Origin of the sequence: Nocardioides agri, from assembly GCF_013778305.1 — a bacterium.
Taxonomy (GTDB): Bacteria; Actinomycetota; Actinomycetes; order Propionibacteriales; family Nocardioidaceae; genus Nocardioides; species Nocardioides agri.
In genome coordinates this window covers 3176691-3199403 of sequence record NZ_JACEIC010000002.1, presented here as the reverse complement: position 1 = coordinate 3199403, position 22713 = coordinate 3176691, and the positions used below count along the sequence as shown (strand labels likewise).

Below are 22713 nucleotides of genomic sequence, written 5' to 3'. Positions count from 1 at the left end.
GCGCAATGGGTGGTTTCGGGTGAGTTCGGCGCTGGATGGGCACCGGAGCATGGAGACCCCGACCCGAAGGAGGACCGCAGGTGACCACCAGCCATGGCGACGGTGACCAGGAGATCTACGGCGACTACAGCGTCGACGACGAGGACCAGCCGTCCAACCTCGAGGACCTGGGCGACGGCGACGTCGACGACCCTCTGGACCGCGGCTACTCGCCGCCGGAGAAGTACTCCGCCGGCCAGGGGTACGGCAACACGCCCTGGGAGGAGGAGCACCGCGAGACGATCGACCAGCGGATCGAGCAGGAGGAGCCGGAGGCCGATCCCTACGACGAGGCGCTGAGCGCCGACGACGAGGAGCTCCTCGAGGACGGCGAGGTGGGCGACGCTCGCGCCGGCCGCCTGGTCGATCCCGACCAGGGCGGCGCCGAGGACGAGGAGAAGGACCTGGTCGGCGACGACGTCGGCATCGACGGGGCCGGCGCATCCGCCGAGGAGGCGGCCATGCACGTGGTCGAGGACTTCCCCGACGAGTGAGAAGTCACCCGAACGGGTAACCCCTGTAGGAGCGGGGGACACCGCAAGGGAGGAAGCACGCAGATGGATTTTGTGCTCTGGATCATCGCCGTCATTCTCGTGATCGCCGGGATCGTCACGATCTTCAGGGGTTCGATCCTCTGGGGCATCGTGCTCATCGTGGTCGGCCTGCTCGTCGGCCCGGCCGGCGTCAGCATCTTCACCTGATCAACCGCGCCGCGACCCGCAGGTCGGCGACGAGACCCTCGTACGCCGACCTGCGGTCGTTGGCGCGCAGCACCGCGGACGGGTGCGTCGTCGCGACCACCCAGGCCGGCGGCCGGGCGACCGGCATCGAGTCCGGCCAGTCGAGCGGCTACCCGCGGCTTTCCCCCACGCGGAAGGCCGCGCTGTACACCGCCTGACCCGCCGTGCCACCGAGCAGCACGACGCCGGTCGGACGGACCAGCCGCAGCCCATCACACCCTGGGTCGCGCCACGCCGCCGCTCCGGGTCGGTCCTCGGACATGCCCCGGCAATACCCGGCGCACCGGGCCGCATGACCTGGCCTGACTCGCCCGACGGGCAGTGCCGGCCTCTGCGTGAGTGACCGGCACCGCCGTCGATGAGCGTCAAGTACCCCCCGGGGGGGACCCCGACCCTCACCCCTTCGGGCGATTCTTCCGGAGCCCGGATTTTGAGAACACGTTCTAGTTCCGGGCTAGGGTGTGCCCGTGCGCTTCGCGATCAGCACCGCCTTCCAGCCGGTCGACCACCTCGTCCCGATCGCTCGTGCCGCGGACGAGCTCGGCTACGACGCGATCGCGGTGCCCGACCACGTGGTCGACCTCGAGGAGCTGGCGACGCCGTACCCCTACACGCCGGACGGCGCCCGGCGCTGGGACCACGACGCCGCGTGGCCGGACCCGTGGGTGCTCATCGGGGCCCTCGCCGCCGTGACGACGCGGCTCCGCTTCCTCACCTCGGTCTACGTGCCGGCGATCCGGAGCCCCTTCCAGGTCGCCAAGAGCGTCGGGACGGCGGCCGTGCTGTCCGGCAACCGGGTCAGCCTCGGCGTCGGGATCGGCTGGTGCCGGGAGGAGTTCGAGCTGCTCGGCCAGGACTTCACGACCCGCGGCCGGCGTACCGACGAGGCGCTGGCGCTGATGGCGGAGCTGTGGAAGCCCGGCTGGACGGAGTTCGAGGGCGAGTTCTACACCGCGCCCCGCCTGGTCATGGAGCCCACGCCGACCGAGCCGGTCCCGATCATCGTCGGCGGGCTCTCCGACGTCGCCTTCCGGCGGGCGGCGCGCCACGACGGCTGGGTCGGCGACCTCTACTCCATCGAGGAGGCGTCCGGCATCGCGGCCCGGCTGCGGGCGGCGCGAGCGGAGATCGGCGCCGAGGGCGACTTCGCGGTGATCACGGCGCTCAACGACGCGTTCCTGCCCGAGCACTTCCGGCGGGCCGAGGCCGGTGGCGTCACCGACTGCTGGACGATGCCGTGGGCCTACTACCACGGCCTGGACGCCACGCTGGAGGAGAAGATCGAGTCGATGGCGCGGTTCGCCGCCGACGTGATCGCGCCGCTGCGGTCCGAAATGGGGTGAACCGCCGGCGTCTCGGGTCGCCAGCGGTTCGTCCCGAACTCTAGCGGAGCGGCCGGACGATGACCCGGGATTCGCCGAGAATCCCGCAATCGGTCCAGATCACTCCCACTCGATGGTGCCCGGCGGCTTCGAGGTGATGTCGACGGTCACCCGGTTGACCTCGCGCACCTCGTTGGTGATCCGGGTCGAGATGCGCTCGAGGACGTCGTAGGGCACCCGGGCCCAGTCGGCGGTCATCGCGTCCTCGGACGTGACCGGGCGCAGCACGACGGGGTGCCCGTAGGTGCGGTGGTCGCCCTGGACGCCGACCGAGCGGACGTCGGCGAGCAGCACGACCGGGAACTGCCAGATGTCGCGGTCCAGGCCCGCGTGAGTCAGCTCCTCGCGGGCGATCGCGTCCGCCTCGCGCAGGATGTCGAGGCGCTCGCGGGTGACCTCGCCGATGATGCGGATGCCCAGGCCGGGGCCGGGGAAGGGATGACGCCAGACGATCTCGGCGGGCAGGCCGAGCTGCTCGCCGACCAGGCGCACCTCGTCCTTGAAGAGCGTGCGCAGCGGCTCGACGAGCTCGAACTCGAGGTCGTCGGGCAGCCCGCCGACGTTGTGGTGGGACTTGATGTTGGAGGTGCCGGCGCCGCCGCCGGACTCGACGACGTCGGGGTAGAGCGTGCCCTGGACCAGGAACGCGACCTTGTCGTCGACCTCGCCGAGGATCTCCGCCTCGGCCGCCTCGAACACCCGGATGAACTCGCGACCGATGATCTTGCGCTTCTGCTCGGGGTCGGTGACCCCGGCGAGCGCGTCGAGGAACTGCTTCTCGGCGTCGACGACCTTGAGGTCGACCCCGGTCGCCGCCACGAAGTCCCGCTCGACCTGCTCGGTCTCGCCCTTGCGCATCAGCCCGTGGTCGACGTACACGCACGTCAGCCGGTCGCCGATCGCGCGCTGCACGATCGCGGCCGCGACCGCGGAGTCGACGCCGCCGGAGAGGCCACAGATGGCCCGGCCCCGGTCGCCGATCTGCTCGCGGATCGACTCGATCTGCTCCTCGACGATGTTGACCATCGTCCAGGTCTGGCGGCAGTGCGCGATGTTGACCAGGAAGTGCTCGAGCACCTTCTGGCCGTGCTCGGTGTGCAGCACCTCGGGGTGCCACTGGACGCCGGCGAGGCCCCGCTCGACGTCCTCGAACGCGGCGACCGGGGTGACGGCGGTCGAGGCCAGCACGTCGAAGCCGGCCGGGGCGGCGGTGACGGAGTCGCCGTGCGACATCCACACCGTGTGCTGCGCGGGTACGTCGGCCAGCAGCGTGCCCTGGCTCCCGACGGTCACCGAGGTGCGGCCGTACTCCCGGGCGCCGGTGTGCGCGACCTCGCCGCCGAGGCCGCGCGCCATCAGCTGGAACCCGTAGCACATGCCGAAGACCGGCGTGCCCGTCGTGAAGATGCCCTGGTCGATGCTCGGCGCGCCCTCGTCGTACACCGACGACGGGCCACCGGAGAGGATGATCGCCTTCGGGTTGCGGGCGAGCATCTCGCTGACCGGCGTGGTGTGCGGCACGATCTCGGAGTAGACGCGCGCCTCCCGGACTCGGCGGGCGATCAGCTGCGCGTACTGCGCGCCGAAGTCGACCACCAGGACCAGATCGTGCTCACCAGCCAGCGTCATGGTGGAAGCCTATCCGCGCTCCCCGTCGCACCTGACCCCACGGTCGTCCGTCCGCCCGATTCACGACGCTCAGGTCAGGTACGACGGGCTCAGGACGCCCCGCGGCGCAGCCACACGACTCGTTCGTGCTCGGTGAGCGCACGACGGTGGGCGACCGTCGAGGTGTCCACCCACCAGTCGGGCCGCTCGAGCGTCCACGTCCGCTGCTGGCCGCTGCGCGTGCTCGCGCGCACGTAGGCCCGCCTCAGCCGGTGGGCGAACGCGGCGACGTCGCGCCGGTCGGGGGACATCATGGTCACCAGCTCCAGTCCGAGGTCCCGGCACAGCGCGTCGCGCTCGAGGTCGCGGCGGAACGCACCCTGCTCCAGGTGGACGACCCCGTCGTACTCGCCCACGACCCCGGTCACCGGGTCGACGAGGTCGGGCGTCAACAGGTGGCGACCACCGCGGTCGAAGAGCGGTGCGTTGCACAGCAGGCGGGCGAGCGGCCGCACCCTCCGCCACTCGAGCCGCATCGCGGTCTCCTGCGGCGACCAGACGTTCTCCTCCGCGGCCGCGGTCGCTTCGCGCAACCGGATGATGCCCGGCCGGCTGCCGAGCCGGACGGCGTACGTCGCCATCGACGCGCGATCGACGAGGTCCGCCTGAGCAGCCATCTCGATCACGGTCACGGCTGCGAGGAGCGATCGGGTCCGTCGGGCCTCGTGGCTCACCGCACGCTCCGGCACCGTGACCGGCAGTCCGTCGAGGTAGGTGACGTCCTCGTCGAAGAGCCAGTCCTCGGAGATCTCCACCCCCGGTCGGTCGCGGACCGAGTGCCGGTCGCCGATGGCCACCGGCACGGGCAGCGGGGTGCGCCCGTCCGGGCCGAGACCTGTGAACCATCGCGCGCCCGCCCACGCGAGCGCCGCCCAGCCGGTCGCCGCCGCCGTCGCTCCGCAGCCGGCGACGGCCTCGACGATCCGCTGCTCGAGAGCACGCGGGTCTGTGTCCGCGGGCACGTAGAGGTTCTTCGCCACCCGGCGCCAGTGCGGTCCGCGCGCCCGGCCGGGAGTGGGGCCGACCAGGCCGGCCGGGTCGACGGGCACCGGCGCCACCACCCCGGGGCGCACGATCGACAGCGACATCGCCCCAGGGTGCACCGGGCCGACGGATCGTGCTCCGGCCCCTCCACAGGCTCCGTCGTACCTGACCTCAGCGTCGCGGGGCGGCCGGTCGGACGACGCTCAGGTCAGGTGCGACGGGAAACACCAGCCACGCACCCTGTCAGGGCCCGGCCGGGGAGGGAGGGATGGCCGGGCCCTGACCGCCCATGCAACTGCAGGACAGCGCCTGGACTCGGGACCCGGTGGTGGGAGGGAGCGTGTTGACCGGGTCCGCTGGCTCAACGACAGGTGCAGAGGGGGGTCACGGGAGTTCCGGACATTTCTCGGACCGTGCGACGAGCGGTCAGCTGACGCCGACGATCGGCAGCCGCAGCGCCCCCGGCGCGTGGTCGGGCACCACCGGCGCGATGGGGCGGACCGGCTCGATCCGGCGGTACGGCGAGCCGAGGGCCGGCCGGGCGTCGGCCTCCCCCTTGTTGGGCCACAGCGCCATCGCACGCTCCGCCTGGGCGGTGATCGTCAGCGACGGGTTGACCCCGAGGTTCGCGGTGACGGCCGACCCGTCGGAGACGTGCAGGCCGGGGTGGCCGTAGACCCGCTGGTAGGGGTCGACGACGCCGGTCTCCGGCGAGTCCCCGATCGCGCAGCCGCCGATGAAGTGGGCGGTCAGCGGCTTGTTGAACGCGTCGCCGACCGCGCTGCCCGGGAAGCCGCCCATGATCTCGGCCATCGTGCGGATCGCCTGGTTGCCGGCCGGGATCCAGGTGGGGTTGGGCTCGCCGTGGCCCTGCTTGGAGCTGAGGTAGCGCCACTTCGTGCCCGGGATCCGCTTGGTGTACGTCGTGATCGAGTTGTCCAGGCTCTGCATCACCAGCGCGATCACCGTGCGCTCCGACCAGTGCTTCATGTCGTAGAGGTCGCGCACCGACCGGCGCTGCCGCCACATCTCCCGCAGCCAGGTGCGCCAGCGCGGCTCGTCGCCGTCGCCGTCGGTGAGCACCGACTGGAGCAGCGACATCAGGTTGCTGCCCGGGCCGTAGCGCACCGGCTCGATGTGGGTGTTGTCGTCCGGGTGGAAGCTCGACGTGATCGCGATGCCCTGGCTGTAGTCGACGGTGGCGTCGGGGGCGATCACGCCGCCGATCGACTCGGAGTTGGTGCGCGAGAGGTGGCCGATCCGGTCGGAGATCCCGGGCAGGTGGCCCTCGTCCTTCATCCGGTGCAGCAGACGCTGGGTGCCGAGCGCCGAGGCGGCGAACACGACCTGCTCCGCGCTGAGCACCCGCCGAGCCCGCCGCCCGGCGACCGTGGCCTTGGTGAACTTCACGTGCACGTCGTAGCCGCCGGCCGCCCGAGGCCGGACGCGGGTGACCGTCGTCAGCGGCAGCACCTTCGCGCCGTGCTGCTCGGCGAGGTAGAGGTAGTTCTTGACCAGCGTGTTCTTGGCGTTGTGGCGGCAGCCGGTCATGCAGGAGCCGCAGCCGATGCAGGTCCGACGCTCCGGGCCGGCGCCGCCGAAGAACGGGTCGTCGACCGTCTGGCCCATGCCCGCGCCCGGGCCGCCGAAGAAGACACCGACCGGCGTGGGGTGGAACGTGTCGGCCACGCCCATCTCGGTCGCGACCTTCTCCATCACGTCGTCGGACGGCGTGCGCAGCGGGTTCTCGACCACGCCGAGCATCCGCTTCGCCTGGTCGTAGTAGGGCGCCAGCTCGTCGCGCCAGTCGGTGATGCGGCTCCACTGCGGGTCGTCGTAGAACGGCGGCAGCGGCTCGTAGAGCGTGTTGGCGTAGACCAGCGACCCGCCGCCGACGCCCGCCCCGGACACGATCAGGCAGTCGCGGAGCGCGTCGATGCGCTGGATGCCGTAGCAGCCGACCTCGGGCCGGAAGAGGTACTTGGTGACGTCGAACGACGTCTCCGGCAGGTCCTCGTCCTCGAAGCGGGCACCGGCCTCGAGCACGCCGACGCGGTAGCCCTTCTCGGTCAGCCGGAGCGCGGCGACCGAGCCGCCGAACCCCGAGCCGATGACCAGGACGTCGAAGTCGTACGCCGACCCGCTCATGCGCGACCGAGCTTCTTCATCAGCCGGAGGTTGGCGTTCATGACCTTCGCGTAGGCCTCGTCGGACATGCCGAGCTGGGGGCCGAACCGGATCAGCCGCTGGGTCGCGACCGACTGGGTCTCGGTGTAGCGCAGCACGCCCTCGGCGCCCTGCCGCCGGCCGGTGCCGGACTCCCGCATCCCGCCCATCGGCGCGTCGAGGCTCGCGAACGTCGCGGCGAAGGCCTCGTTGATGTTGACCGTGCCCGCCTTGACATGCCGGGCGAGGAAGCGCGCCCGAGCGCCGTCCTGGCTGTAGATCGAGGCGTTGAGGCCGTACTCGCCGCCGTTGGCGCGGGCGATCGCGTCGGCCTCGTCGTGGAAGCGGTAGAGCGAGACGACCGGACCGAAGGTCTCGCGCCCGAAGCAGGTCATCTCCGGGCTCACGCCCTCGAGGATCGTCGGCTCGAAGAAGTAGGGCCCCAGGTCGGGGCGGGCGTGGCCGCCGGTGAGCACCCGTGCGCCCTTGGCGACCGCGTCGTCGACGTGAGCCGTGACGGTGTCGAGCTGCTGGCGCGAGATCAGCGGCCCCATGTCGTTGCCCCACTCGAGCGTCGAGCCGAGGGTGAGCGCCTCGGTGCGGGCGACGAACCGCTCCACGAACCGGTCGTAGACCTGGTCGGCGACGAAGATCCGCTCCATCGAGACGCACAGCTGGCCCGAGTTGGAGAACGACGCACGCACGGCGCCCTCCGCGGCCTTCTCGAGGTCGGCGTCGCGGAGCACGAGCAGCGGGTTCTTGCCACCGAGCTCGAGGGAGCAGCCGATCAGCCGGTCGGCACAGCCGCGGGCGATCAGCCGACCGGTCGCGGTGGAGCCGGTGAAGCAGACGTAGTCGGCGCGCTCGACGATCGCGCCGCCGATCTCGGCGCCGTCGCCGGCGACGACCTGCCACAGCTCCCGCGGGATGCCGGCCTGCTCGAGCAGCTCGGCGCCGAGCAGGGCGGACAGCACGGTCTGGGCGTCGGGCTTCGCGACCACCGCGTTGCCGGCCGCGATCGCGGCGATCCCGTCGATGAGCGCGAGGTCGAAGGGGTAGTTCCAGGGCGAGATGATCCCGACCACGCCCTTGGGCACCCGGTTGACCTCGACGCGGGTCAGGACGGGCACGACCCCGGGCCGCCGCGTGGTCGCGAGGTGGCGAGCCGCCGTGCGTCCGTAGTAGCGCGCCGTGAGCGCGACGTGCAGCGGCTCGTCGAACGCGTGCTTGCGGGCCTTGCCGGTCTCCCACTGGATCAGGTCGATGATCTCGTCCTGCCGGTCGAGCACCAGGTCGTGCAGCCGGAGCAGCGCCCGCTGCCGGGCCTCGACGGGCGTGCGCGCCCAGCCGATCTGCGCGCGGCGGGCCCGCGCGAACGCCTCGACCACGTCGGCCGGCGTCGACTGGGGCACGTGCGCGAGCGGCGCGTCGTTGAGCGGCGAGCGCACCTCGGCGGTCGTGCCGCCCGTGGCCACCAGCCGCTCGGTGAGCGCTGCGACGTACTCGGGCTCCAGCGCGTACGACGCGCGCGGGTCGTGCTCCGGGTCGCGCGGTCCCTCGACGACCGGGCCGCCCGCTGAGGCGGGGTTCTGGGCGTTCATGGTGCCGAGGGTATGTGACCCGCGTCTCGCTCACTACCCCGGAGTAGCAAACTGTGGTGTTTTACACAGCGGCGCCAGTTGTCAACTACGCGAACAGCCCCGGGTTGGTGGCGACCGGCCGGGCGAGCGCGGGCCGGACCGCGCGGTAGGCCGCGACCATCGGGGCGATCTCGTGGGGCTCGGCGCCGTGCAGGATCACCGAGTGGCAGCCGAGCTCGAGCTCGCGGACGATCGTCGCGGCGGCGTCCTCGGGGCGACCTCGGGCCGACGCGGCCAGCCACTCCTCGGGCACCAGGTCGGCGAGCCGGAGCAGCGTCTCGGTGTCGGCCGAGGCGTCGATCGCGCCGGCCGCCGCCGCGGTGGTGAAGACCTCGGACGTCCGCAGCCGCTCCCAGACCGCCGGGTCCCAGCCGTTGACCGAGACGAGCGTGTCGCCGTAGGCCTGGAAGTAGGTGACGAGCCGCCCCACGCCCCGACGCAGCCGGTCCTCCTCCGAGATCCCGTCGGGGACAGCGGCGAGGCACGACCAGATGCGGACGGCGTCCGGGTCGCGGCCGGCGCGCTCGGCGCCCCGGCGTACGGCCTCGATCGAGCTCTGCGTCGCCTGCTCGGAGAAGAACGTGTGCATGACGACGAAGTCGCAGAGCTCGCCGGCGAGCGCCATCGTGCGGGGGCCGACCGCGACGAGCCCGAGCGGTGGCCCCTCCCCCAGCCCGCTGCGGTTGTGCAGCACCGGCCACGTGCCCGCCGGCCCGTCGTGGTCGAGCACGAACCCGTCGGTCCACAGCTGGCGCAGGAGGCCGATGAAGTCGCGCAGCACGGCCTCGGTCACGAGCGGCTGGCCGATCGCCCTCCAGTGCTCGGCCGCGCCGCGCCCGAACGACATCGCGAACCGGCCCTCGGTGATCGCGTGCAGCGTCGACCCCATCGTCGCCGTGATGATCGGGTGCCGCATGTGGTGGTTGATCGCGGCCGTCGCGATCCCCAGCGAGGGAGCCCGTCCGGCGATGGCGCCGGCGAGCACGCCCGCCTCCTTGACCGTGAAGCGCTCGCTGATCATCGCCGAGCCCAGGCCGAGCGCCTCCGCGTCGGTCGCCTCGGGGAACACCCGGCGGGCGTCCGCGGGGTGGTGCGTGACGGCGTAGTAGGCGAGCTCGTCGAGCTGCCCCGTCGTCAGCGCCGTCACGGCTTGTAGATCGACTTCAGCTCCGTGTAGTGGCTGAGGCCCTCGGGCCCGAACTCGCGGCCGACACCCGAGGACTTGTAGCCGCCGAACGGCGCGGCGAAGTCCATCGTGTAGGTGTTCACGCCGTAGGTCCCGGTGCGGACCTGGCGGGCGACGTCGAGGCCGGCCTCCACGTCAGCGGTCCACACCGTGCCGGCGAGGCCGTACTCGGAGTCGTTGGCGATCCGCACCGCGTCGGCGACGTCGTCGAACGGGATGACGGAGAGCACCGGCCCGAAGATCTCCTCCTGGGCGATCCGCATCCGGTTGTCGACGTCGGCGAAGACCGTCGGGCGGACGTACCAGCCCGACGACAGGCCGTCGGGCATCCCGTTGCCGCCGACGACGACGCGGGCGCCCTCCTCCTGGCCGAGCGCGATGTACTTCTCGACGCGCTCCTGCTGGCGCTGGGCGACCATCGGGCCGATCTCGGTGGCCGGGTCGAGCGGGTCGCCAACGGCCATGCCGGAGACGGTCTCGGCGAGCGCGTCGACCACGGCGGCGTAGTTGGCGCGCGACGCCAGGATCCGGGTCTGCGCAACGCAGGCCTGGCCGGAGTTCATCAGCGCGGTGAACTTCAGGCCCTCCATCGTCGCGGCCAGGTCGGCGTCGTCGAGCACGATCGCCGCGGACTTGCCGCCGAGCTCGAGCGAGACCCGCTTGAGCTGCTCGCCGCAGACCGCGGCGATCTTGCGGCCCGCGGCGGTCGAGCCGGTGAACGCGACCTTGTCGACGCCCGGGTGGGCGACCAGGTGCGCGCCGGCCTCGCGGCCCGCGGCCACGATGTTGACGACACCGGCCGGTACGCCGGCCTCCTGGAGCATCTCGGCCATCAGGTAGGTGTCGAGCGGGGTCTCGGGCGCGGGCTTGACGACGATCGTGCAGCCGGCCAGGAGGGCCGGGACGAGCTTGGACATGATCGTGAACTGCGGGACGTTCCACGGCGGGATCGCCGCGACGACGCCGACCGGCTCGCGGCGGACGATGACCTCGCCGAGCGAACCGGCGCGCGTCTCCTCCCACGGGTAGGCCCGGGCGATGCCGAGGAAGGCCTCGATCTGCATCCACGGCGCCGGGGCCTGGGCGAGGTTGGAGAACGACAGCGGCGCGCCCATCTCGGTGGAGATCAGCTCGGCCATCTCGCCGAGCTTGCCGGCGTACAGGTTCGAGAAGTTCTGGACCACCTCGATCCGCTCCTCCGGCGACATCCGCGGCCACGGGCCGGAGTCGAAGGCGCGGCGGGCCGCGGCGACCGCGGCGTCGATGTCGGCGTTGCTGCCCTCGGGCACGGTCGCGATGACCTGCTCGGAGTGCGGGGACACGACCTGGATGGTGTCGCCGGTCGCGGGGGCGGCCCAGTCGCCGTCGATGAAGAACGTGGTCTGGTCGAGGCTCATCGGATCTCCTGTTGGGGTTACGGGGCGACGCTGAAGAAGTCGGTGAAGCCGGACGGGTCGTGCCGGCCGATGCAGAAGTGCTCGAAGAGGCCCCAGCCCTCCTCGCTGTCGATCGTGGCGCGACCGACGTGGTCGACGCAGCCGAACATGAAGCGGCCCTGCACCGCGGCGTCGGCCATGTCGTAGGTGACCCGCTCGGCGAACTTCTCGCCCTTCCACGTGCCGTGGATCCAGTCGGGGTCGCCGCCGTACCCGCCACCGACGTGCAGCGGGACGGCGAGACGCGACTCGACCTCGAGCACGAGCGGGGTGCCGTCGGGCGTCGTGCAGCGGATGGTCGCACCGGTGGGCGTGCGGCCGCCCGGTGCGTAGTGGATCGTGACGAGCGGCCAGCCGAGCTGCTCGACGCGGCCGTCCTTCCACACGCGCGTGCAGTCGTTGAGGGTGCGGTGACCGTCGGGGCTCTCCTGGATGATCAGGACGACGGCGTACTCCTCGAACTGCATGGGGACGTAGAGCCACCACATCCCCTCGAACGGCGGGTTCGCGGGTGCTCCGGGGGGCTCCGCCTCCCCCACAGGGCGGATCCCCCAGGAGCGGTCCCGGCTCCCGAGCCAGAGGCTCGGGTCGACGGCGATCTCCTCGCCGTCGACGACGATGGTGCCGCGCCACGCCCCGAGCTGCGCGAAGCGCTGCGCGTCGAGGGTGACGCGGCTGCCCGAGCGCAGCACGTGCGGCATCTCCTGGACGACGTCGCAGGTGCCGTCCCAGGTGAGGTCGGCCGCGATGCCGTCGGTCTCCTCGAGCACGACCCGGACCCTCTTGAGCGGGTCCGGCACCTCGACGCGGAAGCTGCCGACGTGCGGGTTCATCCGGTCCTGGTCCATCAGGTCGGAGAGGTGCACGGCGGTCTGCTTGCCGTCGCGGGCCACCAGGAAGAAGGCGTCCTTGGTGCCGAGGTTCGGGTAGTAGCCCATCCCGAAGATCGCGAAGATCTCACCGCTGCGGTCGTGGGCGTTGAAGTACCAGCGGTCGTAGAAGTTGCGGTCGCTGCTGTTGGCGTAGGCCAGCGGCAGCGGCGCTTGGTGCAGCGGAAACTCGTCGAGCGGCGTGATGTCGTTGGGCATCAGGCGCCGACCTCCTCGAGCAGGCGCTCGATCAGCGGCTTGCAGTGGAAGAGGGTCTCGATGTCGTCGGGCCGCTCGATCTCCCCGAAGTGGATCTGCCGGGCGCCGGTGCGCATGAAGACGATGCACCACTGCACGCCGTTGTAGACGTGGTACCACTGCAGGTCGCCGAGCGTGACGCCCGAGACCCGCTCGTACTCCGCCTTGAGGTCGTCCTCGTGCATGAAGTGCGGCATGCCCGGCATCCCCATGACCTCGGTGATCGACTCGAAGACGCTGTGCGCGAAGGCCATCCACGAGACGTCGAGCTCGCGAGGGCCGATCGCGGCCATCTCCCAGTCGAGGACGGCGACCGGCTCGAAGTCGCGGTACATCATGTTGCCGATCCGCGCGTCGCCCCAGCACAGCACGGCCTCGTCGGTGCTCGGGATGTGGGCGTGCAGCCAGGCCAGCGCCCGCTCGACGAGCGGCGACCGGCCGCTGTCCGGCACGGCGAACTCGTACCACTCCTGCACCCGGGCAAGGTTGCGCGCCAGCAGGGTCTCGCCCTCGTGGCCGTGGCGGGCCGGGTCGAGGAAGTCGAAGGTGGTGGCGGCGTCCGGGATCGCGTGGAGGTCGGCGAGCACGCGCGCCGAGGCGTCCTGCAGCCGCCGCTGGTCCTCGGGCGCGGCGTCGAAGAGCCAGTTGTCGCCGAAGTTGTAGGGCAGCACGTCCTGCGGGACCACGCCGTCGATGCGGTCCATGAGGAAGAACGGCGTGCCGAGCACCTCGCCGGTCGGCTCCATCCAGCGCACGGCCGGCACGGGTACGGCGGTCCGCTCGGCGACGATCCGCATGGCGTCGTACTGGTCCTGGAGCTCGTAGTGCGCGAACACCGGCAGGTCGTGGGCCGCCGGCGCCACGCGCGCGACGTACTCGCCGTGCCGGGCCTCGCCGTCCTCGGTCCAGTCGACGTCGAGGATCAGCGTCTCCGAGGACATGCCGTTGGCGTCGACCCCGCTGTGCAGCGTGACCGCCGGGTCCGAGCCGGGTGGCAGCACCGTGGCCAGCCAGTCGGCGAGCACCCCCGGGAGCGTGGACGCGTCCCGGCTCGAGCGCTGCATCTTCATGTCTGCGGGCGGCGGCGCCTGCGTCACGATCCCTCCCCACTGCGTGTGACTCAGGTCTCACACGCGCTGCCGCCCAGCATCGGTGGAACGTGTTCTAGTTGTCAACGGGGTGCCCGGGCGGACGGTTGAATCGAGAGTTGTGCCGTTCGAGTCGAGTCTTTCGGTCCCGGGCCGGCACGAACTCTCGACTCACGTGGCCAGAACTCTCGACTCGACCGTCAGAGGTCTCGACTCAACGGGTCAGACGACGTCGCCCACGACCACGCGGGCCTCGTCGGCCTCCTCGTCGGTGGGCTTGGCCTGCGACCGCCGCTCGGCCTCGACGCGCCGCCGGTAGTGGTCGACCTCCTCGGCGGTGCGGGCGTCGTCCCAGCCGAGCTCGGCCGCCATGAGTGCGGCGGCCGCGGGGGCTGCGGCCACGCCGCGGTCGAACGTCTCGATCGAGATGCGGGTCCGCCGGGTGAGCACGTCGTCGAGGTGGCGGGCGGCCTCGTGCGTGACCGCGTAGACGACCTCGGCCGCGAGGTAGTCCTCGGTGCCCGTGAGTGGCTCGCCGAGGGACGGCCGCTCGGCGACCAGGGCGAGCACCTCGTCGACCATGCCGCCGTAGCGGCCGAGCAGGTGGTCGATGCGGGCGACGTGCAGGCCGCTGCGCCGGGCCAGCAGCACCCGCTGGTTCTGCCGGGTCTCCCAGTCGGAGGCGCCGACCAGCGGGACCCGGTGGGTGATCGAGCCGCGGACGGCGAGGTTGAGCGACGACTTGAGGGAGTGGGCAGCGGCGTCGACGGCGTCGCGCCCCATCACGCGGTACGTCGTGAGCTTGCCGCCGGCGATCATCACCAGGCCGGGCACCGGGGTGACGACCGTGTGCTCGCGGGAGATGCGGGAGGTCGGCTCGGACTCGCCGGACAGCAGCGGCCGCAGCCCGGCGTACACGCCCTCGACGTCGTCGTGGTCGAGCGGCTCGCGCAGGATGGCGTTGACGTGGCCGAGGACGTAGTCGATGTCCGCCTTGGACGCCGCCGGGTGCGCCTTGTCGAGGTCCCAGGCGGTGTCGGTGGTGCCGATGATCCAGTGCCGGCCCCACGGGATCACGAACAGCACCGACTTCTCGGTGCGCACGATGAAGCCCGCCTCGGACCGGATCCGGTCCCGCGGCACGACGAGGTGGATGCCCTTGGACGCCTGCACGTGCAGCGAGCCGCGGCCGCCGACGAGCTCCTGGATCTCGTCGGTCCACACGCCCGCGGCGTTGATGACCACCCGCGCCCGCACCTCGAGGTCGCGACCGTGCTCGAGGTCGCGCGCGCGGACGCCGACGACCCGCTCGCCCTCGCGCAGGAAGCCGGTCACCTTGACCCGCGTCGCGACGTGCGCGCCGTGCGCGGCGGCGGTGCGGGCGATCGTCACGACGAGCCGGGCGTCGTCGACCTGGCAGTCGTAGTACTTGATCGCGCCGGCGATCGACGTGGCGTCGAAGTCGGGCGCGATCCGCTTGACGCCGCGGCGCGACAGGTGCCGGTGGCGCGGGACCCCCATCTCGCTCTTGCCCAGCGCCGCCATCGCGTCATAGAGCGCGAGTCCGGCGCCGACGTACGGCCGCTCCCAGCCGCGGTGGGTCAGCGGGTAGAGGAAGGGCACCGGCCGGACGAGGTGCGGGGCAAGGCGGGTGAGGAGCAGCCCGCGCTCCTGGAGCGCCTCGCGCACCAGCCCGAAGTCGAGCAGCTCCAGGTAGCGCAGCCCGCCGTGGACGAGCTTGCTGCTGCGGCTGGACGTGCCGCTGGCCAGGTCGCGCTGCTCGAGCAGCCCGGTGCTCAGCCCGCGGGTGACCGCGTCCAGCGCGGCGCCGACGCCGACGATGCCGCCGCCGACCACGAGCACGTCGAGCTCCGGCTGGCCGGCGACGCCCTCCATCGCCGCGAGCGCGGCGTCGCGAGCCTCCGGGCCGAGCGCGCTGGGCTGCGTCATGCCGTCAGTCTCGCAAACGGACCCGAACGCCCAGGGACGAGCGGTGGTCGGCGACCATCGTGTGCCGCCTCCGGGTCGCGTCGACGACGGCGGTGTCGATCTCCGCGACCGCCAGCCCCTCCTCGGCTCCGAGCCGGGCCAAGGGGCGGCCCTCCGGGTCGTAGACGGCAGAGCCGCCGATGAACTCGTAGGCGCCGCACCGGCCGGTCAGCCCGGAGAGCACGACGTACATGCCGTTCTCGACGGCCCGTGCCGCGTAGTAGAGGTCGCGGCGGTGCGCGCCGCCGGGGAAGTACGCCGCCGAGCTGAGGTAGCCGACCGCCCCGTCGAGCGCCGCGGCCTGGGCGTGCTCGGGGAAGCAGCCGTCGTAGCAGATCGACAGGCCCAGCTCGAGGCCGTCGACGGCGATCGAGGTGCCGTGGTCGCCCACGGTGAAGACGTCCTTCTCGAGGCCGTCGAGGTGCTGCTTGTCGTACGGCGCGGTCGTGTCGCCGTCCGGTCGCACCACGACCTGCGACAGCCGCCGGTCCGCCCCGCGGCGCAGCGCCGTGCCGGCCACGACCGTGACGTCGCCCGCGGTCGCGGCCGCGCGCAGCGGGTCGAGTGCCGGGCCGGCCAGGTCGGCCGGTTCGGGCAGCGGGCCGTCGAACGCGGCCGCGTCGTACCCGGTCAGGAAGGCCTCGGGCAGCACGAGCAGCCGCGCGCCCTCGGCCGCGGCCCGCTCGGTCAGCCGGGTGGCCGACGCGACGTTGGCGAGGAGGTCCCCCGAGACGGCGGCCGCCTGGCCGGCCGCGACCCGCAGCGTGCTCACGCCTGCGGCACCGGTGCGACCGCGGCCGCGACGGCCTCGGAGAGACCGCGCGCGGCGAGCTGGTCGGCCCGCTCGTTGCCCTCGTCGCCGTTGTGGCCCTTGACCCAGTGCCACTCGACCTGGTGCCGCGCGCAGGCCTCCTCGAGGCGCTGCCACAGGTCGGCGTTCTTGACCGGCTGCTTGGCGCTGGTCAGCCAGCCGTTCCTCTTCCAGCCGTTGATCCAGGAGGTGATGCCGTTGCGCACGTAGGTGCTGTCGGTCCACAGGTGCACGACCGAGGGCCGGTTCAGGGTCTCCAGCGCCTCGATCGGCGCGGTGAGCTCCATCCGGTTGTTGGTCGTGGGCTCGGCCGTGCCGCCGCAGAGCTCGCGCTCGTGGACGCCGTACCGGAGCAGCGCGCCCCAGCCGCCCGGACCGGGGTTCGGGACGCAGGCGCCGTCGGTGTGGATCGTGACCGACTCGGCGGCAGGGACGTCCGTCACTCGACGACGACCTCGACCCGCTGGAACTCCTTGACCTCGGTGTAGCCGGTCGTCGCCATCGAGCGCTTGAGCGCGCCGACGAGGTTCATCGTGCCGTCGGCGACCCGCGAGGGCCCGAAGAGGATCTCCTCGAGCGTGCCCACGGTCTCGAACTGCACCCGCTGGCCGCGCGGCAGGTCGTGGTGGTGCGCCTCGGTGCCCCAGTGGAAGCCGCGGCCCGGCGCGTCGGTGGCGCGCGCCAGCGGCGAGCCGACCATCACGGCGTCGGCGCCGCAGGCGATCGCCTTGGCGATGTCGCCGGACTTGCCGATGGAGCCGTCGGCGATGACGTGCACGTAGCGGCCGCCGGACTCGTCCAGGTAGTCGCGGCGGGCGGCGGCGACGTCGGCGACCGCCGAGGCCATCGGCACGGCGACGCCGAGCACGGTGCGGGTCGTGTGCGCCGCGCCGCCCCCGAAGCCGACCAGGACGCCCGCGGCGCCGGTGCGCATCAGGTGCAGCGCGGCCTGGTGGGTCGCGCAGCCGCCCACGATCACCGGCACGTCGAGCTCGTAGATGAACTCCTTGAGGTTGAGCGGCTCGGCCTGCGAGGACACGTGCTCCGCGGACACCGTGGTGCCGCGGATGACGAACATGTCGACGCCGGCGTCGACGACCGCCTTGGCGAAGTCCTTGGTGCGCGCGGGCGACAGGGAGCCGGCCACGGTCACGCCGGCCTCGCGCACCTGGCGCACCCGCTCGGTGATCAGCTCGGCCTTGATCGGCTCGCGGTAGATGTCCTGGAGGCGGCGGGTCGCGTCTGCGCCCTGGAGACCCGCGACCTCCTCGAGCAGCGGGTCCGGGTCCTCGTAGCGGGTCCAGAGCCCCTCGAGGTTGAGCACGCCCAGACCGCCGAAGCGGCCGAGCGCGATCGCGTTCGCCGGCGACATCACCGAGTCCATGGGCGCGGCGAGCAGCGGGATCTCGAAGCGGTAGGCGTCGATCTGCCAGGCCGTGCTGACCTCCTCCGGGTCGCGGGTGCGCCGCGAGGGCACGATCGCGATGTCGTCGAAGGAGTACGCCCGGCGGGCGCGCTTCGCGCGGCCGATCTCGATGTCGCTCACCGGCCCAGACTATCCAGTGGGGCGGGGCAACCATCGGGGGTGGCCAGGCGGTCGGGCAAGGTATGGAGACCTTGACCGGCGCAGCGGGCCCGGCCATCTCGGGAGGCGACGTGACAGCGGGGGCGGACTTCGACGAGTTCGTCGCCGCGCGCTCGTCGCGGCTGCTGCGCACGGCGTACCTCCTGACCCACGACCACGCGCTCGCCGAGGACCTGCTGCAGACGGCGCTGACGAAGGCCTGGTTCGCCTGGTCGCGGATCCAGGGCGACCCGGAGCCCTACGTCCGCACGATCCTCGTCAACACGTTCTCCTCGTGGTGGCGCCGCAAGTGGAACGGCGAGCACGCGCACGCCGAGCCACCCGAGCCCGAGCCGGTCGACGGACCCAGGTCCGACGAGCGGCAGGACCTCTGGTCCGCGATGGCCCGCCTGCCGCGCCGGCAGCGCGCGGTCGTCGTGCTGCGCTACGTCGAGGACCTCAGCGAGGCCGAGACGGCCCAGATGCTCGGCGTCTCCGTCGGGACCGTGAAGAGCCAGGCCAGCAAGGCACTCGCGAAGCTGCGGATCGACCCCGCGCTCGTCACCGAGGAGGACCACCGATGAACACCCTCGACGACCTGCGCGACACCCTCGAGCGGCACGCCGACATCCTGCACGACACCGAGCGCTACGTCCGTCCGGTGGCCGTGCGCGCCCGGATCCGCGCCGTACGCCGCCGCCGCGCGGCCGCCGTCGCCGTGGCCGCCGTCCTCGTGCTCGTCGGCGGCGTCGCCGCCGCGTCCGTGCTGCGCTCCCCCGGCACGCCCCAGCCGGCGTCGGTGCTCGGGGTCGACGTCCCTGCGACGATCGACGTGCTCGGCTTCCCCTACACGTTCGAGGAGACCGAGGAGCTCGGCGAGGGCGAGCGTCACCAGCTCGACGAGCTCGACGGCGAGCGCGCGATCACGCTGGTCGGCAGCGACCTGGGTGACGGTTCGGCGACACTGCTCAGCGACGGCGAGCCCGTCGCGCGGGTGCGCACCGGCGAGGCATCGGCCGCACCCCTGCCCGTCGGCGGGACCGATCCAGTGCTCGAGGTGCGCTACGACGGCACGCCCGCCGGGGCGCGGGCCGGCGTCGCGATCTACGAGGCGACCGGCGAGCTGGCCGCCGGCGTGAGCAACGGCTCCGTCGTCTTCCGCGACACCTACGCCGGCCGGCCCCTCCTGGGGGCCGCGTTCTCCGCGCCCGGCGAGTCCAGCGTCGAGTTCGACGCCGACGGCGGCCCCACGATGCGGTTCGTCGTCTACTGCGACGGCCCGAGCGACCTGTGGGTCAACCTCGACATCGACGGCGAGCCGGGGATGGCGGGCACCTGCGGGGCCGACGGCACGGCCGACCTGGCGGCCGGCAGCTCGGCCACGCTCGACGGTCTCGGCGCCGGGAAGCACGTCGTGCGGGTCTTCGTCAGCCACGAGAGGGACGGCGCTCCTGCGGACGTCGACGAGGTGACCGTCGGTGCGGGCGTCTACGTCGCGGGCGACTCCCTCGAGTACGCGGGCCGGACCTGGCTCTCCGACGCCGCGGACACCTCACCGCTGACGCTCGAGCTGGCATCGGAGGACCTGCTGCTGGGGGCGTCGGGCAGCGGCGACCTCCGACTGACCTGGCGAGGCGAGCTCGACGAAGGCGGCTCGGACGGCACGATCGGTCAGTCCTCGGAGGGCAGCCTGGTGGCGGGGGTGCTGCTGGCCGGCGACACCTACCAGATCAGGGCCACCGGACGCGGCGCCAGGATCCTGACCTACCGCCCCGAGTAGTTCGGCGCCTCGACGGTCATCTGCACGCCGTGCGGGTGGCTCTCCTGGAGCGAGGCCTGGGTGATCCGGACGAACCGGCCCTTGTCCTGCAGCTCCGCCACGGTGCGCGCGCCGACGTAGAACATCGACTGGTTGAGGCCGCCGATCAGCTGGTGGGCGACGGCGGCCAGGGGGCCGCGGTAGGCGACCTGGCCCTCGATGCCCTCGGGGACGATCTTGTCGTCGCTGCTGACCTCGGCCTGGAAGTAGCGGTCCTTGGAGTAGGACTTCTTGCCGCGGCTCGACATCGCGCCCAGCGAGCCCATGCCGCGGTAGGACTTGAACTGCTTGCCGTTGACGAAGACCAGCTCGCCCGGCGACTCCTCGCAGCCGGCGAGCAGCGAGCCGACCATCACGGTGTCGGCGCCCGCGACGATCGCCTTGGCGATCTCGCCCGAGTGCTTGAGGCCGCCGTCGGCGATGACCGGGACGCCGGCGGCCTTGCACGCCAGCGACGCCTCGTAGACCGCGGTCACCTGCGGGACGCCGACCCCGGTCACGACGCGGGTGGTGCAGATCGAGCCCGGGCCGACGCCGACCTTGACCGCGTCAGCGCCCGCGTCGACGAACGCCTGCGCGCCCTCCTTGGTCGCGACGTTGCCGCCCACGACCTGCACGTGCTTGGTCGCCGGGTCGGTCTTGAGCCGCTGGACCATGTCGAGCAGCATCCGGACGTTGCCGTGGGCGGTGTCGGCGACGAGCACGTCGACGCCTGCCTCGATCAGCGTGGTGGCGCGCTGCCACGCGTCGCCGAAGTAGCCGATCGCCGCGCCGACCATGAGGCGGCCGGCGTCGTCGTAGGACGCGTTGGGGAACTGCTCGCCCTTGACGAAGTCCTTGACGGTGATGAGGCCGGTGAGGTGGCCCTGGTCGTCGACCAGCGGGAGCCGCTCGCGCTTGTGCTTGCGCAGCAGCACGGTGGCGTCGTCGCGGCTGATGTCGGGGGTGCCCGTGATGAGCGGCATCGGCGTCATCACCTCGTCGACCTTGGTGGTCGCCCACTCCGCCACCGGCGTGAAGCGCAGGTCGCGGTTGGTGATCATGCCGAGCAGGCGGTTCTGGGCGTCGACGACCGGGAAGCCCGACACGCGGTACTCGCCCGCGAGCTGGTCGAGCTCCTCGAGCGTCGCGTCGGGGCCGATCGTGATCGGGTTGGAGATGATGCCGGTCTGGGTCCGCTTCACCAGGTCGACCTGGTAGGCCTGGTCCTCGATCGAGAGGTTGCGGTGCAGCACGCCCAGGCCGCCCTGGCGGGCCATCGCGATCGCCATCCGCGACTCGGTCACGGTGTCCATCGCGGCGCTGACCAGCGGCACGTTGAGGGTGATCTCGCGGGTCAGGCGGGTGCGCATGTCGATGTCCGCCGGCGCGAGGTCGGAGTGACCCGGCAGCAGGAGGACGTCGTCGTAGGTCAGGCCAAGGGTGGCGAACTTCTCGGGAACCTCCACTCCCCCAGCCTACCGAGAGACGCCCGTCACGCCCGCAGCGGCTTCAGGTCGCGTACGCCGATCCGCACGGTCAGCGTGTCGCCGGCCATCCGGATCCGCCCGCGGAGCCCGGCGGCCATCACCATCGGGAGCACCGCCTGGTTGTCCGAGCGGGTCGTGAGCACGATCTCCTCGACCCCAAGGGCGCTCGCCAGCCGGGCCCCGTCGACCAGCAGCCGGGTGCCGATGCCGCGCCGCTGCCACGCCGGGTCCACCCGGAGGGTGACGACCCCGTCGGTGCCGACCGCCGTCATCCCGACGACCTCGCCGTCGACGAGTGCGGACACGGTGCGCTCGGCGACGGCGTACTCGGGTGCCTTGCCGCCCCCGACCAGCCTGCTGGAGGGCGGGACGTGCTCGCGTGCCAGCACGTCGGAGACCAGGTCGGCGAGCGCCGCCCCGCGCGCGTGCTCGGTCGCCGTGAACGGCGCGGCGCGGCTGACCTGCACCTGGACGTCGCCGACGACCAGGCCCATGACGTCGTGGTCGCCGGACGCGCCGGCCTCGGCGTCGAAGAGCCGGGCCGCGACCTCCGGGAACGACGCCGGGCTGGCCAGCACCGACCTGGCCGCCTGCACGTAGCGGGTCGGCTGGTCGGTCAGCGCCGCCTCGGTGCACGGCGCCGCGCTCACCGAGTGGCCACCGGAGCGGTCGAGCAGCTCCGAGATCTCGGCGATGCCCCAGCCGTCCGGCGTGCTGAGCACCAGCTCGTCGGTCACGGCCGCGACCCCCGGGAAGATCTGGAAGCCCAGGATGTTGACGCCGGCCTCCCCACACGCGGCCGCCAGCGAGGCGAGCGCGCCGGGGCGGTCGGGCAGCGTCGTACGAACCCTCCACAACATGGCGCCAGCCTGGACCGGCGACGTTGCGCGTTTGGGTCGGACCTGTTTCGGGCGGTTTACGTTCTGCGCCGGGCCTCCGGCGCGGGGGCCAGATCAGGGTCACAGCCCGTTCTTCTCAGGTTCTCGGCGATCCGCCGACCTTAGGCACACGGGGGTCGACACTCCGCCCCGCCGCTCACGACCCGTGCACCGCACAAGGAACCTCGATGAAGAGACTGCTCACCGCCGGTGCGGTGCTGGCCGCCATGGCCTTCCTGCTCATCCTCAACGGCGACAGGCTCGGCCTCGACCTGTCGCTCTACGGCCTGTTCGGCCTCGCCACCGGCGCCGTGCTGGCCTCCATGACCGGCGGCACCGCCAGCACCCGGGCGCTGGGCTTCGTGCTCGGCTTCGTCGTCGCCTGGGCCGCGTACGCGGTGCGCGCCGGCGCGCTGCCCGACGCCGCCTCCGGGCACGCCGTCGCCGCGACGGTCGCCCTGCTGATCCTGACCGTCGTCGCCGCGGCCCTCCGCTCCCGGGCGCTGTTCGCGAGCTCCCTGCTCGGCGTCGTCGCCCTGGTCGGCGCCTACGAGAAGACCTTCAGCCTGTCCCCGGACCAGTTCCTCAACCAGTCCCCGACCGCCGCGACGACCGTGCTGCTCGCCGCCGGCCTCGGCTTCCTGGGCGCGATCATCGCCGCCCAGATCGCGAGCACGTTCGGGACCGACGACCTCATCACCGACGCCCACGAGATCGAAGCGTGAAC

The 22713-nt window shown here is 72.4% G+C and carries 21 protein-coding genes; 6 read left to right on the top strand and 15 right to left on the bottom strand.

Going from position 1 to position 22713, the window contains the following annotated elements; translation table 11 throughout:
• Positions 1 to 80: 80 nt before the first annotated feature.
• Positions 81 to 533 carry a DUF5709 domain-containing protein gene (locus HZF07_RS20085; RefSeq protein WP_181645427.1) on the top strand — a complete coding sequence of 151 codons (453 nt, stop codon included), beginning with the start codon at positions 81 to 83 and terminating at the stop codon, positions 531 to 533.
• Positions 534 to 596: 63 nt separating this feature from the next.
• Positions 597 to 740, top strand: coding sequence for a GPGG-motif small membrane protein (locus HZF07_RS20080; RefSeq protein WP_181645426.1), 144 nt, complete (start codon positions 597 to 599; stop codon positions 738 to 740).
• On the opposite strand, the gene HZF07_RS24170 is transcribed toward HZF07_RS20080, so the two are convergent.
• Positions 733 to 867, bottom strand: coding sequence for a hypothetical protein (locus HZF07_RS24170; protein ID WP_258562639.1), 135 nt, complete (start codon positions 865 to 867; stop codon positions 733 to 735). The genes HZF07_RS20080 and HZF07_RS24170 overlap by 8 nt on opposite strands.
• 379 nt (positions 868 to 1246) lie before the next feature.
• Between HZF07_RS24170 and HZF07_RS20070 the strand changes: the two genes are divergently transcribed.
• The gene (locus HZF07_RS20070; protein ID WP_181645425.1) at positions 1247 to 2122 is read left to right on the top strand and encodes a TIGR03619 family F420-dependent LLM class oxidoreductase; all 876 of its coding nucleotides are present in this window, start codon (positions 1247 to 1249) and stop codon (positions 2120 to 2122) included.
• A gap of 99 nt (positions 2123 to 2221) precedes the next feature.
• Here HZF07_RS20070 and guaA read toward each other — a convergent pair whose 3' ends face one another.
• The 12 genes from guaA to HZF07_RS20010 all read right to left on the bottom strand — a co-directional run bounded on the left by guaA (position 2222) and on the right by HZF07_RS20010 (position 17802).
• Positions 2222 to 3790: a glutamine-hydrolyzing GMP synthase gene (guaA, locus tag HZF07_RS20065; RefSeq protein WP_157344041.1), complete on the bottom strand. Its 1569-nt coding sequence runs from the start codon at positions 3788 to 3790 to the stop codon at positions 2222 to 2224.
• Between the two features lie 89 nt (positions 3791 to 3879).
• Positions 3880 to 4917 (bottom strand): hypothetical protein, encoded by a 1038-nt coding sequence (locus HZF07_RS20060; RefSeq protein WP_157344039.1) that lies wholly within the window; start codon positions 4915 to 4917, stop codon positions 3880 to 3882.
• A 322-nt stretch (positions 4918 to 5239) separates the two neighbouring features.
• On the bottom strand, positions 5240 to 6961 hold the full coding sequence (locus HZF07_RS20055; RefSeq protein WP_157344038.1) for a GMC oxidoreductase: 1722 nt from the start codon (positions 6959 to 6961) through the stop codon (positions 5240 to 5242).
• Positions 6958 to 8580 (bottom strand): succinic semialdehyde dehydrogenase, encoded by a 1623-nt coding sequence (locus HZF07_RS20050; RefSeq protein WP_157344036.1) that lies wholly within the window; start codon positions 8578 to 8580, stop codon positions 6958 to 6960. Before HZF07_RS20050 ends, HZF07_RS20055 begins: the two co-directional genes overlap by 4 nt.
• A gap of 85 nt (positions 8581 to 8665) precedes the next feature.
• The gene (locus HZF07_RS20045; protein ID WP_198346441.1) at positions 8666 to 9766 is read right to left on the bottom strand and encodes a TIGR03857 family LLM class F420-dependent oxidoreductase; all 1101 of its coding nucleotides are present in this window, start codon (positions 9764 to 9766) and stop codon (positions 8666 to 8668) included.
• Entirely contained in the window at positions 9763 to 11202 is a 1440-nt protein-coding gene (locus HZF07_RS20040; RefSeq protein ID WP_157344034.1) for an aldehyde dehydrogenase, read from the bottom strand. Before HZF07_RS20040 ends, HZF07_RS20045 begins: the two co-directional genes overlap by 4 nt.
• Positions 11203 to 11219: 17 nt before the next feature.
• Positions 11220 to 12329: a hypothetical protein gene (locus HZF07_RS20035; RefSeq protein WP_157344032.1), complete on the bottom strand. Its 1110-nt coding sequence runs from the start codon at positions 12327 to 12329 to the stop codon at positions 11220 to 11222.
• A complete protein-coding gene (locus HZF07_RS20030; RefSeq protein WP_309504868.1) occupies positions 12329 to 13465 on the bottom strand; it encodes a phosphotransferase family protein in 1137 nt (378 codons plus the stop codon). Before HZF07_RS20030 ends, HZF07_RS20035 begins: the two co-directional genes overlap by 1 nt.
• A 213-nt stretch (positions 13466 to 13678) precedes the next feature.
• A complete protein-coding gene (locus HZF07_RS20025) occupies positions 13679 to 15406 on the bottom strand; it encodes a glycerol-3-phosphate dehydrogenase/oxidase (RefSeq protein WP_157344030.1) in 1728 nt (575 codons plus the stop codon).
• A gap of 4 nt (positions 15407 to 15410) precedes the next feature.
• Entirely contained in the window at positions 15411 to 16217 is an 807-nt protein-coding gene (locus tag HZF07_RS20020) for a carbon-nitrogen hydrolase family protein (RefSeq protein WP_181645424.1), read from the bottom strand.
• Complete coding sequence (gene rnhA, locus HZF07_RS20015; protein ID WP_181645423.1) at positions 16214 to 16699, bottom strand: ribonuclease HI; 486 nt, start codon at positions 16697 to 16699, stop codon at positions 16214 to 16216. Before rnhA ends, HZF07_RS20020 begins: the two co-directional genes overlap by 4 nt.
• The gene (locus tag HZF07_RS20010) at positions 16696 to 17802 is read right to left on the bottom strand and encodes a GuaB3 family IMP dehydrogenase-related protein (RefSeq protein WP_181645422.1); all 1107 of its coding nucleotides are present in this window, start codon (positions 17800 to 17802) and stop codon (positions 16696 to 16698) included. Before HZF07_RS20010 ends, rnhA begins: the two co-directional genes overlap by 4 nt.
• Positions 17803 to 17912: 110 nt before the next feature.
• Between HZF07_RS20010 and HZF07_RS20005 the strand changes: the two genes are divergently transcribed.
• Both HZF07_RS20005 and HZF07_RS20000 read left to right on the top strand, forming a co-directional pair.
• Entirely contained in the window at positions 17913 to 18404 is a 492-nt protein-coding gene (locus tag HZF07_RS20005; RefSeq protein ID WP_309504866.1) for a SigE family RNA polymerase sigma factor, read from the top strand.
• Entirely contained in the window at positions 18401 to 19600 is a 1200-nt protein-coding gene (locus HZF07_RS20000; protein WP_157344026.1) for a hypothetical protein, read from the top strand. The genes HZF07_RS20005 and HZF07_RS20000 overlap by 4 nt, the downstream gene beginning before the upstream one ends.
• Here the strand turns inward: HZF07_RS20000 and guaB are convergent.
• Both guaB and HZF07_RS19990 read right to left on the bottom strand, forming a co-directional pair.
• Entirely contained in the window at positions 19585 to 21087 is a 1503-nt protein-coding gene (guaB, locus tag HZF07_RS19995; RefSeq protein ID WP_181645421.1) for an IMP dehydrogenase, read from the bottom strand. The two genes, HZF07_RS20000 and guaB, sit on opposite strands and share 16 nt — an antisense overlap.
• Before the next feature lie 26 nt (positions 21088 to 21113).
• Positions 21114 to 21968 carry a GNAT family N-acetyltransferase gene (locus tag HZF07_RS19990; RefSeq protein WP_157344024.1) on the bottom strand — a complete coding sequence of 285 codons (855 nt, stop codon included), beginning with the start codon at positions 21966 to 21968 and terminating at the stop codon, positions 21114 to 21116.
• Positions 21969 to 22174: 206 nt separating this feature from the next.
• Between HZF07_RS19990 and HZF07_RS19985 the strand changes: the two genes are divergently transcribed.
• Positions 22175 to 22711, top strand: a complete 537-nt coding sequence (locus tag HZF07_RS19985; RefSeq protein WP_157344022.1) for a hypothetical protein — start codon at positions 22175 to 22177, stop codon at positions 22709 to 22711.
• The last annotated feature ends 2 nt before the right edge of the window (positions 22712 to 22713 follow it).

Coding starts and splice junctions, on each gene's coding strand:
- HZF07_RS20080 (WP_181645426.1), top strand. CDS start 597: ATGGATTTTGTGCTCTGGATCATCGCCGTCATTCTCGTGATCGCCGGG.
- HZF07_RS24170 (WP_258562639.1), bottom strand. CDS start 867: ATGCCGGTCGCCCGGCCGCCGGCCTGGGTGGTCGCGACGACGCACCCG.
- guaA (WP_157344041.1), bottom strand. CDS start 3,790: ATGACGCTGGCTGGTGAGCACGATCTGGTCCTGGTGGTCGACTTCGGC.
- HZF07_RS20060 (WP_157344039.1), bottom strand. CDS start 4,917: ATGTCGCTGTCGATCGTGCGCCCCGGGGTGGTGGCGCCGGTGCCCGTC.
- HZF07_RS20055 (WP_157344038.1), bottom strand. CDS start 6,961: ATGAGCGGGTCGGCGTACGACTTCGACGTCCTGGTCATCGGCTCGGGG.
- HZF07_RS20050 (WP_157344036.1), bottom strand. CDS start 8,580: ATGAACGCCCAGAACCCCGCCTCAGCGGGCGGCCCGGTCGTCGAGGGA.
- HZF07_RS20040 (WP_157344034.1), bottom strand. CDS start 11,202: ATGAGCCTCGACCAGACCACGTTCTTCATCGACGGCGACTGGGCCGCC.
- HZF07_RS20035 (WP_157344032.1), bottom strand. CDS start 12,329: ATGCCCAACGACATCACGCCGCTCGACGAGTTTCCGCTGCACCAAGCG.
- HZF07_RS20025 (WP_157344030.1), bottom strand. CDS start 15,406: ATGACGCAGCCCAGCGCGCTCGGCCCGGAGGCTCGCGACGCCGCGCTC.
- HZF07_RS20000 (WP_157344026.1), top strand. CDS start 18,401: ATGAACACCCTCGACGACCTGCGCGACACCCTCGAGCGGCACGCCGAC.
- HZF07_RS19990 (WP_157344024.1), bottom strand. CDS start 21,968: ATGTTGTGGAGGGTTCGTACGACGCTGCCCGACCGCCCCGGCGCGCTC.
- HZF07_RS19985 (WP_157344022.1), top strand. CDS start 22,175: ATGAAGAGACTGCTCACCGCCGGTGCGGTGCTGGCCGCCATGGCCTTC.